Source organism: Mucilaginibacter sp. Bleaf8, from assembly GCF_018390515.1.
Taxonomy (GTDB): domain Bacteria; phylum Bacteroidota; class Bacteroidia; order Sphingobacteriales; family Sphingobacteriaceae; genus Mucilaginibacter.
Map to the genome: position 1 here is coordinate 971,655 of NZ_JAHBBK010000002.1, position 17,554 is coordinate 989,208.

Consider the following 17,554-nt stretch of genomic DNA (forward strand, 5'->3'; position numbering starts at 1 on the left):
CATTTAATAAAATCATTTATGCCAGTTCAACAGTTTAATTTTTTTACAGATGGTTTAATGCCCGGTCAGCGTCAAACAGCGGACTATACCGTTGACACCAATTTAGATGACGAGCGCCTATGGATTCCGTTCGGACCAGGTGTTGCTTTTCAGCCTTGCCAGTTCAATCTCAGCGGCGGGGGATTCATTGTGATACTGCGCGCCCAGCCAGGAGCTCAAATGGCGCCGCACTTTCATTCAACTTCTGTTATCGGCCACACCCTCAGGGGAAACTGGCGGTATCTTGAACATGACTGGAAGGCCAAGCCCGGTACCTTTATTTATGAACCTGCCGGCGAGGCGCACACGCTTGTGGTAGAAGCCAGTGAACCGGAGCCAGCAATGATTCTTTTTGTAGTGAGGGGCGGCTTTATTTATATCGACAAGATAATTGATGGCAATATGCTGGCGTATGATGACGGTTTTACTATACTGGAAATTGCGCGTAAGCATTACCAAACGGTAGGATTGGACCCCGCCTTACTAGATGCCATGATCCGATAGTTATAGCAACACCTTGATATATAAATTGTCAAGGTGTTACTACCTAGCGTAGTACTCCATCATTTTTTACAAATCCAAAGGTTGTGAATACCCAAAATGATTTGCTACAAGGGTATGGCAGGGAATATGCACCTGATGCTTTTCGGCAAGGCGGACAATATCATAAACAAGCTCATTTCTTTCGTCTGGCTTTTGTTGCAGCAAGTCTTTTTGTAAAGAAGCGGTGAAGTCAGCTGAAAGGCTATCAAGTATTCGCAAATTTCCTTCAAAAAAGCTTTCTTTCAATCCTAAATTAGCAAAAACTGAAATTTGCTTTAACTCCTTAAGTAAACTGATGAATAACTGTCGGTAAGGTGCGTCTGATTGAAGATCGGACGCTTGTTTATTATAGTAGGCCGCACCTGATGCAAAAGCAGAGGTAAATGTTGATTTTCTGAATATTTCATTGGTGATACTTGAACTGTAGTGAATGTCAATTTTGCTTTCCAACACCTCTCGTTCAATTCTTGTCCTATGTGGATCATATCTGGACTCACCCTCATCCAGCCCATAGAAAATTCTAAAGATTTGATTGTATTGACTCACTTCACCATGACCTGAAAGAAAACCTGTGATATAAATACAACCGTCATAAATGTTGAGGTGAGGCAGCTGCTTGCGGAGGTAATGACCTGCGCAAAGCGAATTAAGTATTGGAACAACTAGGGTTTGATTGTTAGCTGCACTTTTTAAGATAGGCAAAATACTGCTCAGGTGATAAGCTTTTACACAAAGAAATATTACATCATACGTCTGATCTCCGACTTCATGCTCCGAAAGCGCTTTTATGTTAGTTATATATAAACCGGCTCCTCTCCATATGTTTTAATAATAAGCCCCTTAGTTTGGATAGCCTCCAGGTGCTTTCCACACGCTATAAAGTTTACATCAAAGTTGGTTTTTGACTAAATAGCCACCTATAAGGCCACCGACTCCACCAGCGCCAATCACCAAATATTTCATAATGATAAATTATCTCAGTTTATTAAACTAAGATCGTAGCGTTCCTCATGAAGTGTTTTACCCCACTGTTCCATCTCTATCGATGCTGTAGGCTGGAAACCTGCTTTTTTGTACATAGCGATAGCCTTTTGTTGTACGTCCGTAGTTAGCAGGTAGACATTCCTGAACTGTTGTTCGCGGCAGTGCTCCAGCGCAGTTGTTAACAAATGTTTGCCCACGCCTGTGCCGCGGAATACGGGATGAACGAGAAACCATCGGAGTTGGGCTTCGTTATTTGGTTTCGAAAGTATTGCGATGCAGCCTATGATCTGCTGGTTATAACTTGCCAGCCAGATCTTGTCCTTACCTATGTCGTAGTGTTCTAAAAACTCATAGAAGGTTTTCACCACGTAGCCTTCAAACTCTTGAGAATATCCCGATTCGCGCGCATAGAGCACGCCATGTAGATAGATCAGATAACCTATATCGCCTGGCCGCAATCCTTCCTGATATACCACTTGACGGGACAGCACTTGATTATTGTAATCTGTAGACAACAAACTCTCCACTGTTCTCATGGAGCTTACCAACATGTCTGCTTCATCTTTAGAAAGTCTATTTAGAAATCCCTCTATCTGCTCACCAGATTTGCCTTGAAGCTCACTCAATACATTTGAACCTTGAGAGGTAAGACTAATTTGATATACTCTGGAATCTTTCTCAGAAGATGTACGCTCAATTACACCATCGTTTACAAACATCTTGATGATCTTACTAAGATATCCTTTATCAAGGTCAAGTAAGGCTGCCAGCTTCTGGGCTGTTACCGGTTGGCGCAAACCAATTTCGTATAATATGCGAGCCTCAGCTAATGAATAAGGGCCATTTAAAATATGTTCGTTCAGCAATCCGAGATGATTGGTGTAGAACCTGTTAAAACTTCTGATCTGCTCTGTTTCTCTTCTCATAGGGCAAATATAATATTTAGTTGATTATTGTCAACGATAAAATGTTGATAATAGTCAACTTTAATTTTAAGTATAGTTAGTCAAATTTTCGGGGATTTGATTTTTTAATAGCCAATATTTAATATGATTACGGGATGAAAAGAGATAAGGTAAATTGTAGTCTAGATTTTATAGAACTCATATCCCTTAAAATAGGTATCGAACAGTTTGTAGCCAATGCTTGGATAACAGTGTCCCTGTAGGTTCACGATAGTCTATCCATTAACTTCAGCTTTATCTGTAAGGCGCTGTAGTAGTTGCTCCTTGGGCTTTCGTATAGTGGCTTCTATATTTTCTCCAATTTTTGAATCACATCTTTCGCGTCAGAAGAGCCGTATTTGGAACCGTAGATCATCAGCTCAACAATTATAGAAACCAAGTCAATACCTTTTCCTTAATACCATAAATAAACTTATTTTTTTCCGGCGATAGCGTAGACTTCATAGACCCGTTTGCCTCGAGCAACTTAAGCAGGTCGGCAAGAATATTAGTAGCGATCTTTTCATCAGAAGTAAGAAAGTCGCCGTAACTCGACTTATAAGCATATCGCCTAAAGCAAAAATCATTTAAATGTTCACGCGTAAACATACAAAGCCAACCTTTGCGCTGTAGTGAAAATAAACCGAAAATATTAAAGGAGCTCGGGGCATTTATCAAATTGATGGTCAGAGCCGTTTCGAGTCGTTCATTATTAAAGTTAATGAAAAAGATTTTGTGGTAGTGCCATACATCATATGTAATAATGACTTGGGCATGATTGAATCAAGGAATTTTTTTTCAATCAGTATATTACGCAGGCAAAGATGGAGTTCGATCAGCTTTATCCAGAGGCAGCAACTTGGTGCAGAATGCTCTCCGTAACCTTTAATGACCGTGTAAGCGGCACGCCGTAGATGGTTAAAGCTGCAGCAGAATTGATCAGGTATATGCAGAAGCATCCGGCCGTTGCATTCAAGCGTAAATCCGAGATAGCGGAAATGAGACTTAAAGATTGTACCGGCCTCCGTGAGTAACTTTGACGAATGATAGTGCCACTTTTAGATCTAAGGTGAAATGTTTTATCCACTATTGCCTTAAATTCATGTATGATGGTGTTGGCTATCATAAGTATCTTTTTGTATTTGTTATCGACTGGTGGCAGCTATAGAGCGGTTAAAGGCATAACTGTCCAGCTATTCATCGTCTTCTAAGTCTGTGATATTTACTTGGTGGGTTTATTAAAAGAGCTGTCAGCTTAGTTGCTTAAAACTATTATTTATCTAAACAGTAGTATATAGCAATCAAAAGCATACCTATAATCTATACTGGCAAAACGATACTTAGCGGTTACTTAGCATAAGACAGATAGGGTTTTTAGTTCATTTTTCCCGAGTTATGATTAGGATGCGTGAAGGAAATGCGCTTTCTTATAATGGCATTTCCTACTTTTACGATTGAAAGCATTCTCAAGCAAAGTACTGAGACGAAATTGTTGATTAGTAGTTAACCTCAACGATACAGCGACGGCTTACTAAGCATGCCGTTCGAAAGTAAACTGAGTGCCGACCTAAATGCTAGTATATTAACTTTAGGGCTCGCTAAGGGAGTCTTTTATTAGTCAACTTTGCTTAGTGCTTTTCGGTTGCTATCACTGTTTTGAATGATAGTTAAAACTTTATCTTGATAGCACTGGATTTTTCCGTATTTTAGTGCATTGTTTAGTTGAAGATGCAACCGCCGAAAACCTTATTAAAAAAACGCCTGGCAGCCTACACTCTTACGGAGATTTTGGTTGTGTTGGTCATCATTGGGATTATCATTTTACTCGCCTTACCCAACCTTTTACCGCTTATTACCAAAGCCAAAAGCATGGAGGCCAAAGAACAACTGGCACATGTGCAAATGCTGGAGAAAAATTACTTCTATGAATACTCTAAGTATTCAACAGATTTGAAGGAGTTGGGCTTTATACAAGAAAAGTTAACAACTGATGGTAAAGATGGCAGGGCCAATTACCGCATCGAAATTACCAGTGCTACGCTTACGGGCTTTACAGCTAAAGCCACGTCTGTAGTAGATTTTAATGGCAACGGGACATTTAACGTTTGGGAAATAAATCAGGACAAAACCTTACATGAGGTAACGCCAGACTAATGCTACTGTTATTAAAGCTGTCATGTATATGTGTGCTTTTGATGATTACGATCGAGGATATGCGTAGCAGGTCCGTTCACTGGTTTTGGTTCCCGGCACTAGCCATTGGCCTTGCTGCTTTACGGGGTCAACAAGGGCAATCAATTAAAGAAATTGGAAGTTCGCTAGCTATAACTTTCTCGTTTTTGGCCGTACAACTACTACTCGTAACTGCCTACTTTTCGGTAAAGCACAGGCAGTTGGTTAATATTGCCAATGGTATGCTGGGCTGGGGGGATATCCTTTTTCTCCTTTCTGTTGCATTTTATATGCCCATCCTCCATTATATGGCTTTCTATATAATTAGCTTAATAATCGTGCTATTGGCCAGCTTTATTTATATGCAGATTTCTGGTAAAAAGCAGTTGGCTATACCGCTCGCTGGAGGGCAAGCAATTTTATTTGCATTACTGCTTATATGCAGTTGGCTGCTACCGGCCTGTGATCTTACAAATGATGAGGCACTTATTCACCTGTTAATGTTATGAATCTGACAGAAGATATCGTCTTAACTCCCGATCAGGTGCATTGGCTAACGAAAGAGCAGGCCTGGCATTATCGTATCTTGCCTAAAACCAAATCTGGTGATTCGTTGGAGTTGTATTATGATCATTCCGTGAACGAAACGGAGCTGGCATCAGAACTGGAGATTTTAACCGGTTTAACTATTCGTTTGGAGCCGTTGCCAGCAGAAGCTGTAGCCCGTTTACTTTCCCGGTATTACCTTAAAGATAATGCCGCACAGGGAGCCATGCAACTGCAGGGGCATTCCGGTGCCGACGATTTTCTGTCGACGCTTATCAGCGAAGCAAAAAGCCTGAAAAGCAGTGATATTCATATCGAGGTTTATGAAAGCAAATGCCGGGTTCGTATCCGGATAGATGGTATGATGGTGGAGCGTTATCTCCTCAAACGGGATGAATATCCGGCACTTATCAATAAGATCAAAATCCTTTCTAATCTAGATATTGCAGAAAAGCGCCTGCCTCAAGACGGCCGAATCAACTTCAAACACCAGGACCACCAATTTGATATCCGTGTGTCTGTGCTCCCGACTTTGCACGGTGAGAAGGTCGTTTTGCGTTTACTGAATAATGACGCAACAGACATAGATCTGAATAAACTTGGCTTTTCAGAATTCGATCTTTCTAATTACTTGCAGGGTGTAAAACGCCCTAACGGAATTCTGCTCATCAGCGGCCCTACAGGCTCCGGAAAAACGACTACGTTGTATGCAACGCTTAAACTGCTCAATAAGGAAACCCGCAATATCCTGACCATTGAAGATCCTATTGAGTACACGCTAGAAGGCATTAACCAGGTACAGCTAAAAGAATCAATCGGTTTGGGTTTCGCTTCTGCGCTGCGCACCTTCTTACGCCAGGACCCGGACGTTATCATGGTAGGAGAGATCCGGGATACGGAAACAGCTAATATGGCTATTAGGGCTGCCTTAACAGGACACTTAGTTTTATCAACTATTCACACTAACTCTGCATGGGGAACGGTATCCAGGTTGATTGACATGAAGATTCCGCCGTTTTTGGTGGCCAGTACCTTGAATACAACAGTGGCCCAGCGCCTGGTGCGCTTGCTTTGCCCGCATTGTAAAAAAGTGGAGCCATTTACCGCTGCTTTATATCCCCGGCAGTTTAAACCCTACCATGTTGTTGAGGAGCATTACATACCGAACGGATGCGAGCAGTGTTATTATACCGGCTATAAAGGGCGGAAAGCCGTTTATGAAGTGATACCGATTGATCAGGATCTGGCTGTAGAGATCAAGAACGAGAACATGTACGTTCAGGATTTCCTGAAAGAAAGAAATATACAAACCCTGGCCGAGAATGCTTTCGGTCTTTTCAGTGAAGGTAAAACCTCGCTTGAAGAAATTTTCCCCTTATTATTTAATTATTGATAAAAAACCTATGGTGAGACGATTTTTAGTGCTTTTATGGATATGGGTGTTTATAGGATTGCTTCCCGACCGGCTGCACGCGCAGCAGCAGGACCGGATACAGGCCTTGCAACAAAAGCTGGAGAAGCTGGCGGTTACCGTGCCCGGCCTGAATGATGGCGTTCAGTTGGCGGTTACCGGCGTATCTTTGCCCGACTTTTTGAATGCCTTAAGTAAATCTAACGGGCTTAGTTTGAGTGTAGACCCCAAACTTACGTTTAAAGTTTATAACAACTTTAACAACGTCACGGCCATTAATATTCTGATATTTCTGGCTAAGCAATACAATCTTGACATTACGCCCATTGGCTCAATTCTTTATATCACCCAGTATCAGGACCCGGCAGCAAATGTACCGCCGCCTGTGCATCAGGTAAATGCCCGTTATAATCAGTTAGAGAACACTTTAAGCCTGGAGCTGAATAATGATACACTCTCTTCTGTTGCTAAACGTATTACCCAGCTGTCTAATAAGAATGTAGTAGTTCCTATCGCTTTACAGAATCGTTTGGTAACCTCTTTTATCAGTAATGCACCGTTTGAAACAGCATTGGAAAAACTGGCATATGCCAACGATCTGAAGCTGACCCGCACCAGTGATAATTTTTACTTATTCCAAGGTCTGGAGGATGGCGAGCAGCTTTACGTAAATAGCGATAAAAACACTGCGGTACGAAAGGCATTTAAACCAGCTGGCAGCAATGCAGGCAGCCAGACTGGATTGTATGTAACGACGGTTGCCGGGCAGAAGCTTATCTCTGCAGACGCCACGAATGCGTCGATTCTTGATTTGGTAAAGTCAGCCTCCTTTGAAACCAATAAGAGTTACTTTTTATATTCCGAAATCAGGGGAAACATCACGCTGCATGTGGCAGGCGTTACTTACGAGCATTTCCTTTCAGCGCTATTTCAAGGTACTGACTATACCTTTACCCAGGAAAACGGTATCTATATGATTGGCGACCGTAAATTGGAAGGGCTGCGTACCAACAAAGTCATTCAGTTGCAGAACCGGGCCATCGATACCGTTCTCGCCATGATTCCGAACGAATGGAAAAGGGGAGTGGAAATTAAAGAATTCCGGGAGCAAAATACCTTATTACTGTCCGGCTCTAAGCCACAGATTGCCGAGATTGAGTCGCTTGTTAAGCAGATAGACCTGCTCGTACCCATGGTACTGATTGAGGTTACCTTGTTAGATATCCGTAAAAACCGTACCGTAAGTACCGGTATAACCGCAGGCATCAGTGACAGCATCAAAACAGGTGGAAAGGTTTTGCCGGGAATTGATTATACTTTTGGTTCACGCTCTATCAATGATTTCCTGAATAAAGTCGGCAAAATCACTTCAGTAAACCTCGGGCATGTGACGCCAAATTTTTATGCTACCATTTCGGCTTTGGAGGCTAGCAACAATGTAGAGGTCAGATCTGTGCCTAAATTATCTACGTTAAACGGTCATCCGGCAACATTAAGCATTGGTACCACACGGTATTATGAGATCAAAACCCAGAATGTTATTCCCTCGCTTTCATCTCCAACCAGTATTTTTACAAGCCAGTTCAACAAGGTGGATGCTAACCTGGCTATCACCATCCGCCCTATGGTTTCCGGTGATGATCAGGTGACACTTAATATAAAAGTGGATATATCCGACTTTATCGGTATTCCGCCAGACAATGCACCACCGCCCACATCGAACAGCAAGTTTGAGTCGATACTACGGGCGCATAATGAAGACATGATTGTGCTGGGTGGCATCGAACGTACCGAAAATAGCGAGAACGCATCAGGCGTACCATTGCTGTCGCGTATCCCGGTACTGAAGTGGCTGTTTAGCAGCCGCACCAAGACCCGTGGCAAGGTGGTCACCGTCGTATTCATCAAGCCCACCATCATCCGTTAACCCGAGATTACTGTGCGACTATTAGAACCTTATTTCAGGATATCAGAAACAACAGGTGTTCATATTCATGCTGGAAACAATGGTGAACTGCATATCAGCTTATGTAATGTAAAAGCTACGGGTAATAAGCTGGAGATAACCAAAAAAGTAACCGGCGCATCGTCTTTGCAGGAGCTTGCCAAGCATTGCGATGTCAAAGTACCTGTTGCAATAAACCTTTCCGGTAAAGGCATACTCATTAAAAAGGTTGGGCGTTTGGATGACATTGATGCTGGAAACTTCGCCAGGGTATTACCTAATGGTAATCCCGAGGACTTTTATCTGCAGAATTTTATATCCGGTGATCAATCATTTGTAGCACTTATTCGCCGTACAGAAGCGGATCAATGGCTGGAAAAGATTGCAGCACTGGGCCTTTCTGTATTAACGGTGAGCTTGGGCCCCTTTGTAGCAGAACAGGTATTGCCTCAACTGAACTTTTATGGTGAGGAAGTGCTATTTGATGGCCACCATGCCACCCGAAACGAAAAGAAGGACTGGGTAAGCTATCGTTATGTTGCTGATGGGCTGGCACCTTTTCCGGTTAAGCTGGAAGCCGAAAAGCTGGATGAAAGACTGATACTTCCCTATGCTGCGGCGTTTCAGCTTGTGTTGGCCGCCGGATTACCGGTAATTAAGGCGGAAGTTCCTGTACTGGAAATAAGCCTGAATAATGCACTTAAAGACCGGAAGATTCAAGTGTTCAGTTTTGCGGCCTTGGGTATAATGTTCATTTTATTGCTTGCAAATTTCTTGATATTCTCTAACTATAACACACAGAATAACCAGTTGGCCGAACAGGTGGGCAGAAGCAGCCGCAGCATAACTGATGTTGAAGATTTGAATGCGCAGATAAAAGTGAAGGAAGCCCGGCTGGACTCTTTAGGTTGGGAAGACGGTATAAAGAAAAGCTTATTGATTGACGCAATAGCACAGATGCTGCCACCAGAAGTTACTTGGGAAGAAGTCGCGATAGATCCGCAGGTGCAAACCGTTGGAGGTGAAAGTAAGCGTATGCGTTTTGAAAGCAGAAAAATTAAGATTAAAGGCCAGACACAACGCATTGTGTTGGTAAATGAATGGATTGGCAGGGTGAGAAGCTTAAAATGGGTTAAAAATGTACAGCTTGAGGGGTATAATTATAAAAATGAACAGGATACCGGGCAATTCACAGTGACCATTGATTTTTAATATGAATTTACCTAAACCAATCCGCAGAAGTTATTTATTAGCCGCGCTTGTTGTTGTATTGCTTCTGTTGAGTATACGTTTCGCTTTCTGGCGAACCTTCGAGGCTTGGCAGATTAACCGGCAGCTTTCGGTTCAGTTAACGAAATCCTCAGACGTAAGCTATCAACCAGCTTTTCTGGAACGGAAAAACCACAACCTGGATCAGACATTGAACCTGTTCAGGGGAGACACGGCAAATTACCGTAGCATTATTTTAGAGAAATTATCGGCGATAGCTGAGACTGAAAGCGTTAAAATCATTGACGTACCACAGGGAAAAGAAACGGAAGCAGTAGATGCTTTACCTTATCATATACAAAACTTAACGCTCGAAGGAAGCTTCTTCGCTTTGACCCGCTTCTTGCATAATGCAGAGCACCAGATGGGAATAGGCAGGGTTCGGTCCGCAGTTTATCGCTCGGCTACCGTCGCCAAAGCATCCGGTGCTGAAAAAAGACTTACACTGCTGGTTTATCTGGAAATAATCAGATAGCGAAGTAGGTCTGCGTATTCCTGTTATGATGTTACAAGGTATGATATCATCTGCAGGATAATTTGCTTACAATTTCAATTATATACATATATCAAATCTATTCATCAAAGTATCACAATTTAACAATGAAAAATCTTATTATCTTATTAGCCGGTATATCAGCCAGCAGCGCTTCTTATGCACAGTTCAAAAACGAGGTTACAGGAACGACCTATACATCAGACAAAGTTGGAATCGGTACCCCGAGCCCCAAGACAAGCCTAGAAATCAGAAAAGATGTACAGGGGGGGCAGGGGCCGGTTTTGGAGCTAACCAATGGGTTAGGCAATCCAGGTGCCACTTCAGAAATATTTTTTACAACTTATGCCCGCGGTACAAATAACCCCTCAGCCAGAATAAAGGTAGGTGACAATGATGCCTGGGGAGGCAACTTCTTTTTTGATACAAAAGGCAACAGTACAACAGCCGGATTAAACACCCGTTTGTTTATACAAGGGTTATCTGGCAATATTGGTATAGGGACCACTGATCCAAAAGCCAAATTAGAGGTAGCTGGCGGCATATTCGCTTCAGGAGCCGAATCTCGCTTTTCATCCGGAACCTATGCCGATCCAGCCGCGGGTACAACTTATGCCGTTAAAGTTGGTTCCGGCGGTATTGCAATAAATGGTAACTCTGCCTTTATGAATGGTAACTTGAGCATTGGCACCACAGATGCGAAAGGCTATAAGCTGGCCGTCGCCGGCAATATCCGCGCAACTGAAATCAAAGTAGAGGCGTTACCATGGCCGGATTATGTGTTTAAGCCTACCTATAAACTGCCTTCCCTCGCAGAGGTCAAAGAATACATTGATAAAAACAAACACCTGCCGGATATGCCGTCAGAGCAAGAAGTGGCTAAAGAAGGTATTAGCTTGGGTGAGATGAATAAGTTGTTGGTGAAGAAGATGGAGGAGATGACGCTATATATGATAGAGCAGAATAAGCGAATCGAAGATTTACAAAAACAGAACATGAAAATCCGCAGGGTAATAGGGTCCCTGGCAAGGTCTCAATCAATAAAGAAATAGCCTGAAGCTCCAATACTTTCAGCGCTTATATTAAGCGGTGAACAGTGCTTTTCTGAATACTCACAGAAATCAACCATATCAAGCAAAGTTCAAATTACCATTTAAATAAAATATCGTTTAGAGTGATACCGACGAAATTCTTATCTACCATCTTTTTTTCCTGCCTAATGATGTTGGCGATACTGCTGGCAGGAAGCAGCTTAGTACAGGCGCAGAATGCTAATCCGCAAAGTTTTTTCAACTTGAAGCAGATGGTGCCTACCTCTCCGGAGGCTGCCTTGCTGGGCCGTTTCGGTGATATCCCGATCGGATATTATACAGGTACGGCAAATATCTCAGTACCTATTTATACAATTAAAGAGGCCGGGCTGGAACTGCCAATACAATTACAATATCATAGCTCCGGTATCAGAGTTGAAGATGAAGCTAGTACAGTAGGTTTGGGCTGGCTGCTTGAACCGGGAGGGGCAATTATACACGTTGTTAACGGCCTGCCTGACAGGAAAGATAATTTTGCCGTAACTTCTTCGTCAGATTACGCCTATTTAAAGAGCCATGTAGCAGTTCAGGGGGTAATTCAGTCCCGTACGCAAAATGGGAGGAACTCTTTTCTTTGTTCAACCCCTAGCGAGGGCGACTCTTATAATTCAATGGAAAGTTTAGTACAAGGTTATGGACAACCGGATATTTACATTTATAACTTTCCTGGCGGGTACTCTGGTAAATTCTATATTGATCCGGAAAGCCACCAAATTATTTTAATTGACAAAAAGGATCAAATTTGGTTTCAGGCAACTCAAAATGGCTGGATGGCTACGACGATAGACGGCCACCGGTATTATTTTGAAACAGCGGAAGAGGTGATACCCGGCGGCGATTTTTGGCAAACTAGTGAGACATGGAAACTTACTAAACTTGTTCTTAATAACAACAAGACGATAAATTTCGAGTATGAAAAAGGGACGTACTGGTCTCAAAGTTATAACGAAAACTTTCATAGTGAATATCCTCTTGAAGAAAAAGGTTCGGAAACTGCAGGGCCATTGCCCGGATCAACGGATTACTGGGTAAAGGTAAACATCTCGCCAACTGAACATCATGTTATGCAACTTAACAAGATAACCTGTGGAGACGTTGTTGTTGACTTCAAATTAGAAAGCAGGGACGATATTTCGCTTAAGCGCGTTGGTTTAGTCAATATTTCCAGTAAACGGAGCGGGAAGGTTTTGAAAACAGTCAAATTCAATTATGACTATTTTAATGGGTCGGTTTTGGGAGGAGACTTCACCAATCCAAACTATGACCCGATGGTCGACACCAGCCCGAGGCCGGATAATTTAAAAAAACGGCTGAAACTGGTGTCCGTTCAGGAAACAGGTTATACTGTCGCTGGTGATGCAAAAGTAAATCCAGCTTATGAGTTTAACTATGAGGAAAGCGAGGCCTTACCGCTTAAAACTTCCTACGCTCGCGATTTTTGGGGTTATTATAATGGTAAAAATAATAAAAAGCTCATCCCTGATTTAAATTACTTTTACTACTCTGGCTTAGAAGCTGCCAGTATGCCTTACTGGATCATAGATTGGGTGAAAGGTGCAAACCGCTCCCCAGACAAAAGTAAGATGACGGTGGGTATGCTCACGCAGGTGAAGTACCCTTCGGGTGGATTTGCGCAGTTCAGTTATGAGTCGAACGACTTCAGTAACTTCAATTTGCCGGATGTAGATAAGGTTCAGTCCAATCAACGGAACATCAACTTAGATGACAAAAATACCACTAATTCGGTAACGTCTGCATCTTTCAAGATCCCTCTTCAGGCAACCGTTAAGTTTACATTGACGTTCAACCGGGGCTATCCTGGACCGGGAGGTGCGCCGATATCATTTACTGATATGCTGGATGCAAGAATTAACTTATATCAAGTTGCTAACGGAACGGAGACCGTATTGAAGACTTGGGTACTGAATATTGCCGATCGTACAGCTTATGAACAAAGCGGAGCGGTAACATATACCCCAACTTACGAGTTTTCGAGTGCGCAGGTAAAATCCGGTGCGCAATTTAAATTACAAGTGGACCTTCCCGATCGCCTAGGAGATCAAAGTGCTTATAATCGGCAGGGATCTGTGGGCGCTTGGTTTACTTATTATGATATCCCGGTAAGTACCTCTAATTTAAGCTTTGGTGCCGGTGTTCGGGTTGCTGCTATCAAACTTTTTGGCGTATCTGGTAACCTTATCAGCCATAAAAAGCTTATTTATAGAAACGAGGATCAGACCTCCAGTGGCAAACTGATGTCGCCTGTTCAGTATGTGACGCGTCATAACCTGCATGCCGAAGTGTTAAGACTTATCGGTCTACCACCGGATCCCGGTCTTCCGCCAGATGATCCAGCAAATATACGCTATAATGAGATTTCGCGGGGTGACAAAGAGGTTTGGTTCGTAAGTTCGGAAAGCTTCACTCCCTTCTCTAATGCGGCAGGTGGTAACCTGGTGGGGTACTCCCGGGTGGAAGAACTGGAGCTAGCCGGTAATGGAGAAACGAATGGAAGGCATGTATATATATATCATAACCAGGAGAGTTCAGTTGGCGTTAGTGTTCCTGATAACCCTAATCTGCTTAACGGTATGGTCCGGAGCGAAGAATTTTACGACCGTTCGGGCAACAAGCTTAAAGATGTGTTTAATGAATACATCAGCTTAAGGGATAGTACAATAATGGGCTTCAAAGCAACCAAAAACATTATAGTAAATTTTGAATGTTTGCCTCCTCTAAAACTTTACCAGTACCCATCGAATACTTATCTAATACAAGAGTACCCAATCAACTCAAAGTGGTACAGGTTAAAAAGCAGCATAACGACAGATTATCGCACGGCCAGCCCGGTTAAAACTACCACCACATATGCCTATAATGATCTTGGTCAACTTGCCGAAAATGCAATGCTCAATAGTAAAGGCGAAAATCTGGGAAGCAAGTATATATATCCTTATGATAAAGCCTCACGTACGGCTATAGAACAATCTCTTGTTAATTTGAGTTTTTATAATCATTTGCTGGAGCAGCGGAGCTTAAATAACAATAAAGAAACATCATTAACCAAGATTTCTTATGGTATAGTAGACAACCAGTTGGTGCGCACTGCGATAGATCAGTCAAATAACCAGCAGTCCTTATCCCGTGAAGCTACCTTTGATCATTATGGTCCTAATATGACCCTTACACAGGTGAGCTTGAAAGGTTTATTGCCCAATGTGTTGCTGTGGGATGAAACGAATAGTTATCTGATTGCGCAGATCAAAAACGCCAGGGTGGAAGATGTAGCTTATACGAGCTTTGAATATAACGACAACCGAGGTTGGAGTTATGTGGGTAACGGCTCGTTTGGAATCACTGCTAAAACAGGTACTGCTACATTTGACCTGAGCTGGTCATCCGTTAAAGCATCCGGACTAACACCGGCTAAAACTTATATTATATCGTATTGGAGTCAGGGAGGTGCTTACACGGTTAACGGCAGTGCCTACACGAAAGGGGCTACTGTTAACGGGTGGACGTACTATGAGCACGTGCTGAGCGGCCAAAGTGCTGCCGAAGTAAGTGGTAAAGGCCGGATCGACGAGTTGCGCTTGTATCCCAAAGATGCGGAAATGACGACTTATACCTACGATCCGTTAGTGGGCATGACCTCACAGACGAATGCGCGAGGCGAGACGACGACGTACGAGTACGATGAGTTCCAGCGGCTAAAGGCAGTCCGCGACAGCAAGGGGCAGATCATTAAGCAGATGGACTACCACTACCAGAACCAGTAACCTTAATCACTTACCATTTAACCTCAAATCTTATGTTGCAAGCACTTTGCAAATCTTATAAAGCAGCGGCAGGTTTCACCGCGCTGCTACTGTCCACGGCCTTGCTCTCCAGGGCTCAGACGCAGGTGACCACGGGCCAGCTGACGGGTACGCCTGCATCGGGCGAGTACTACAATAGCTCGGGCATTACTTTAAAGGCACCTTTCAGCTTCACGGCAGCTGCGGGCAGAAGCCTTCGGGTGTATGTACCCTTGCAGTCAGTGATCCCCGGCGTTCCTTTAAAGGCGCGCCCGGGCGCAGACCAGAACTACATTGTCACCTATACGCCCCGCATAGCAGGCTTCGCTACCTCGGCGCAGCTGATTGCAGACACCACCACAAGCCGCAGTTTGATGGCGAATATCCAGTACTTTGATGGTCTGGGGAGGCCCTTGCAGACGGTGCAGGTCAAAGGTAGCCCCACGCAGCGCGATGTGGTGCAGCCCGTAGCCTATGATGAGTTTGGCAGGGAGACGCTTAAATACCAGCCTTATGCCGTGCAGCCCTCAGCCGCGAGCGACGGCAGCTACAAGGCTGCGGCGATAGCCGATCAGCTTTCGTTCTATGCTGCACCTACGGGCACTGCCTGGAATGCGCCGGGGGTGACAGGTACTACCAAGCCCTTTGCCCAGACGGTGTTCGAGCCCTCGCCGCTTAACCGGATCATGGAGCAGGGTGCACCCGGCGAGCCCTGGCAGCCGGTTGCCGGCGCTACGACCGGGCATACGGTAAAAACGGAATACGGCACCAATCAGGTAACGGGCGATTACTCGGTGCGGCTGTACACGGCAGTTGCCAGCACCGTAGCGGGCAAGGAATACGAGCGTTCGCTTGCCAACCCCAATCACCTCACCTCCCAGACGCCTTACTATGCGGCAGGGGAGCTGTACCTGACGGTGCTGAAAGACGAGAACTACGTGGAAGCGGACGGCTTAGCCGGCCAGGTGCACGAGTACAAGGATAAGGAAGGGCACGTAGTGCTGAAGCGCACGTTCAACCGCAAAGTGGTGAACGGCACAACCACCATTGAAAAGTTGAGCACCTACTATGTATATGACGATCTGGGCAACCTCTCGTTTGTATTGCCGCCGGGAGCTGGTGCGGACGGGGGGCTGCCGGATGCGACCAAACAGACGGCGTTTTGTTACCAGTACCGTTATGATGAGCGGAATCGGCTGATCGAGAAGAAAGTGCCGGGTAAAGGCTGGGAACTGATGGTATATAACAGACTGGACCAGCTGGTGATGAGCCAGGATGCCGTGCAGCGCAGCAGGTCACCGCAGCAGTGGACGTTTACCAAGTATGATGCTTTGGGCAGGGTTATATTGACAGGTGTGTATAATGATAATCTGCACAGTAATCTAGCTTATGATAATTACCGGCAAGACTTCCAAGGCAGAGCCTATTCAGCCCCTGGGCAGTGGGAGACCGCCGATGCGAATAATACCACCACAGGTTACAGCAACAATGCGATTCCGCAGGGAAGTGTTGGCCAGTATTTGACGATGAATTATTATGGTAGTTATGCCTTTCCGGGGTCAGGGGCTTCGGGCATGGCAGCGCCCAATAAGGATCTGGGCCAGTCTGAGAATGTAACAGGGTTACTCACCGGCACGAAAGTGAACGTATTGGGCACAACGAAGATGCTGCTGACGGTGAACTACTATGACGAGGAAGGAAGAGTAGTGCAAAGCAAGAGCGAGAACCATCTTTTAGGCACGGATCAGGTAGACAACACCTACAGCTTTACCGATGAGCTGCTGAGTAGCAAGCGTACGCATATTGCGAATGGTACGACCACAACGATTGCCATGAACTACAGCTACGACCATATGGGCAGAAAGGTAGAAACTACGGAAAGCATCAATGATGCAGCACCAACGTCATTATCGAAACTGACGTACAATGAAGTGGGGCAACTGAAGGACAAGGCGCTGGGTGATGGGCTGCAGACACTGAGCTACGGCTACAACGAGCGGGGCTGGATGCGCACGATGACAACGAGCGGCAACCTGTTCTCGCTGGACCTGAGGTACAACACGCCGGATGTATTGGCAAACGCACAGTGGAACGGGAATATTGCGCAGATGAACTACCTCACCACGAAAGTCAGTGCGCCGGGCACGAAGAGCTTTGCCTATACGTATGACAAGGTGAACCGGCTGACTAATGCCGTATCGACAGCTAACGCTTTGGATGAGGCAATCAGCTACGACGTAATGGGCAATATCACCAAGCTTACCAGAGGTGGCATCGGCACGAGTCAGGGCATGCTGGATTATACCTACAGCGGTAACCA

General features: G+C 44.4%; 12 protein-coding genes. 10 read left to right on the forward strand and 2 right to left on the reverse strand.

Annotated elements, in window-relative coordinates:
- Positions 1-18 precede the first annotated feature (18 nt).
- The gene (locus tag KHS38_RS13290) at positions 19-543 is read left to right on the forward strand and encodes a 2,4'-dihydroxyacetophenone dioxygenase family protein (RefSeq protein ID WP_213489026.1); all 525 of its coding nucleotides are present in this window, start codon (positions 19-21) and stop codon (positions 541-543) included.
- Positions 544-609: 66 nt separating this feature from the next.
- Here the strand turns inward: KHS38_RS13290 and KHS38_RS22460 are convergent, their stop codons facing one another.
- A complete protein-coding gene (locus tag KHS38_RS22460; protein ID WP_349627931.1) occupies positions 610-1,404 on the reverse strand; it encodes a ketopantoate reductase family protein in 795 nt (264 codons plus the stop codon).
- A 155-nt stretch (positions 1,405-1,559) separates the two neighbouring features.
- On the reverse strand, positions 1,560-2,492 hold the full coding sequence (locus KHS38_RS13300; protein ID WP_213489028.1) for a bifunctional helix-turn-helix transcriptional regulator/GNAT family N-acetyltransferase: 933 nt from the start codon (positions 2,490-2,492) through the stop codon (positions 1,560-1,562).
- A gap of 1,746 nt (positions 2,493-4,238) precedes the next feature.
- Here KHS38_RS13300 and KHS38_RS13305 point away from each other — a divergent pair.
- From KHS38_RS13305 to KHS38_RS13345, 9 genes are all read left to right on the forward strand, one after another.
- Entirely contained in the window at positions 4,239-4,664 is a 426-nt protein-coding gene (locus KHS38_RS13305) for a type IV pilin protein (RefSeq protein WP_213489029.1), read from the forward strand.
- A 32-nt stretch (positions 4,665-4,696) separates the two neighbouring features.
- The gene (locus KHS38_RS13310) at positions 4,697-5,191 is read left to right on the forward strand and encodes a hypothetical protein (protein ID WP_213489030.1); all 495 of its coding nucleotides are present in this window, start codon (positions 4,697-4,699) and stop codon (positions 5,189-5,191) included.
- Positions 5,188-6,621, forward strand: coding sequence for a GspE/PulE family protein (locus KHS38_RS13315; RefSeq protein ID WP_213489031.1), 1,434 nt, complete (start codon positions 5,188-5,190; stop codon positions 6,619-6,621). Before KHS38_RS13310 ends, KHS38_RS13315 begins: the two co-directional genes overlap by 4 nt.
- Before the next feature lie 10 nt (positions 6,622-6,631).
- A complete protein-coding gene (locus KHS38_RS13320) occupies positions 6,632-8,566 on the forward strand; it encodes a type II secretion system protein GspD (RefSeq protein ID WP_213489032.1) in 1,935 nt (644 codons plus the stop codon).
- A 12-nt stretch (positions 8,567-8,578) separates the two neighbouring features.
- Positions 8,579-9,796 (forward strand): PilN family protein, encoded by a 1,218-nt coding sequence (locus KHS38_RS13325; protein ID WP_213489033.1) that lies wholly within the window; start codon positions 8,579-8,581, stop codon positions 9,794-9,796.
- Position 9,797: 1 nt separating this feature from the next.
- Complete coding sequence (locus KHS38_RS13330; protein ID WP_213489034.1) at positions 9,798-10,328, forward strand: hypothetical protein; 531 nt, start codon at positions 9,798-9,800, stop codon at positions 10,326-10,328.
- A 125-nt stretch (positions 10,329-10,453) separates the two neighbouring features.
- Positions 10,454-11,398 carry a hypothetical protein gene (locus tag KHS38_RS13335; protein WP_213489035.1) on the forward strand — a complete coding sequence of 315 codons (945 nt, stop codon included), beginning with the start codon at positions 10,454-10,456 and terminating at the stop codon, positions 11,396-11,398.
- 167 nt (positions 11,399-11,565) lie between these two features.
- Positions 11,566-15,216 (forward strand): RHS repeat protein, encoded by a 3,651-nt coding sequence (locus tag KHS38_RS13340; RefSeq protein WP_213489036.1) that lies wholly within the window; start codon positions 11,566-11,568, stop codon positions 15,214-15,216.
- Between the two features lie 32 nt (positions 15,217-15,248).
- A partial coding sequence (locus KHS38_RS13345; protein WP_249665396.1) for a DUF6443 domain-containing protein occupies positions 15,249-17,554 on the forward strand: 2,306 nt, incomplete at its 3' end.